The sequence below is a fragment of the Bifidobacterium aemilianum genome, from assembly GCF_003315635.1.
In the GTDB taxonomy this organism is placed as follows: Bacteria; Actinomycetota; Actinomycetes; order Actinomycetales; family Bifidobacteriaceae; genus Bifidobacterium; species Bifidobacterium aemilianum.
Genome location: NZ_PDCG01000070.1, coordinates 1 through 461, shown reverse-complemented (window position 1 = coordinate 461; position 461 = coordinate 1). Strand labels below are relative to the sequence as shown.

General features: G+C 64.6%; 1 protein-coding gene. It reads left to right on the top strand.

The features are described 5' to 3' along the window. The coding region (locus CRD60_RS08445; RefSeq protein ID WP_456236473.1) for a Y-family DNA polymerase at positions 1-461 on the top strand (461 nt) is incomplete at both ends.

Sequence of the window (461 nt, the reverse complement as noted above, 5' to 3'; positions counted from 1 at the left end):
CCACGATTGGTGGGCCGTCGACGCCGCCGTCCAGACGGCACGGCACCCGGGGCTCGCCGGCCCACCCGCCACCACAGGCACAGGCGACAGGGCGGTGGGTGCGGCGGCCAACTACGAGGCCCGAACATATGGCATCAGCTCGGCCATGCCGGCGGCCAGAGCGCATCAGCTCTGCCCGAATGGCAGCTTCCTTCCAGTCGACATGGCTTACTACCGCATGATGTCCAGACGCATCTTCGATGAGGTATTCAGACAGGTGACCGACCAGATCGAACAGGTCTCCGTGGACGAGGGCGACATGGATGTATCGCATGCACTGCTGACCGTGGGCCAGCCCATCCGCATCGGTACCTGGATTCGTCCGCAGGTCGCGACACGAGAAGGCATCCACGGCTCCGCGGGGAAAGACGCAAACAAGCGGGTGGACCAGATGGCATCCAGCAACGCAAAGCAGGAAGGCG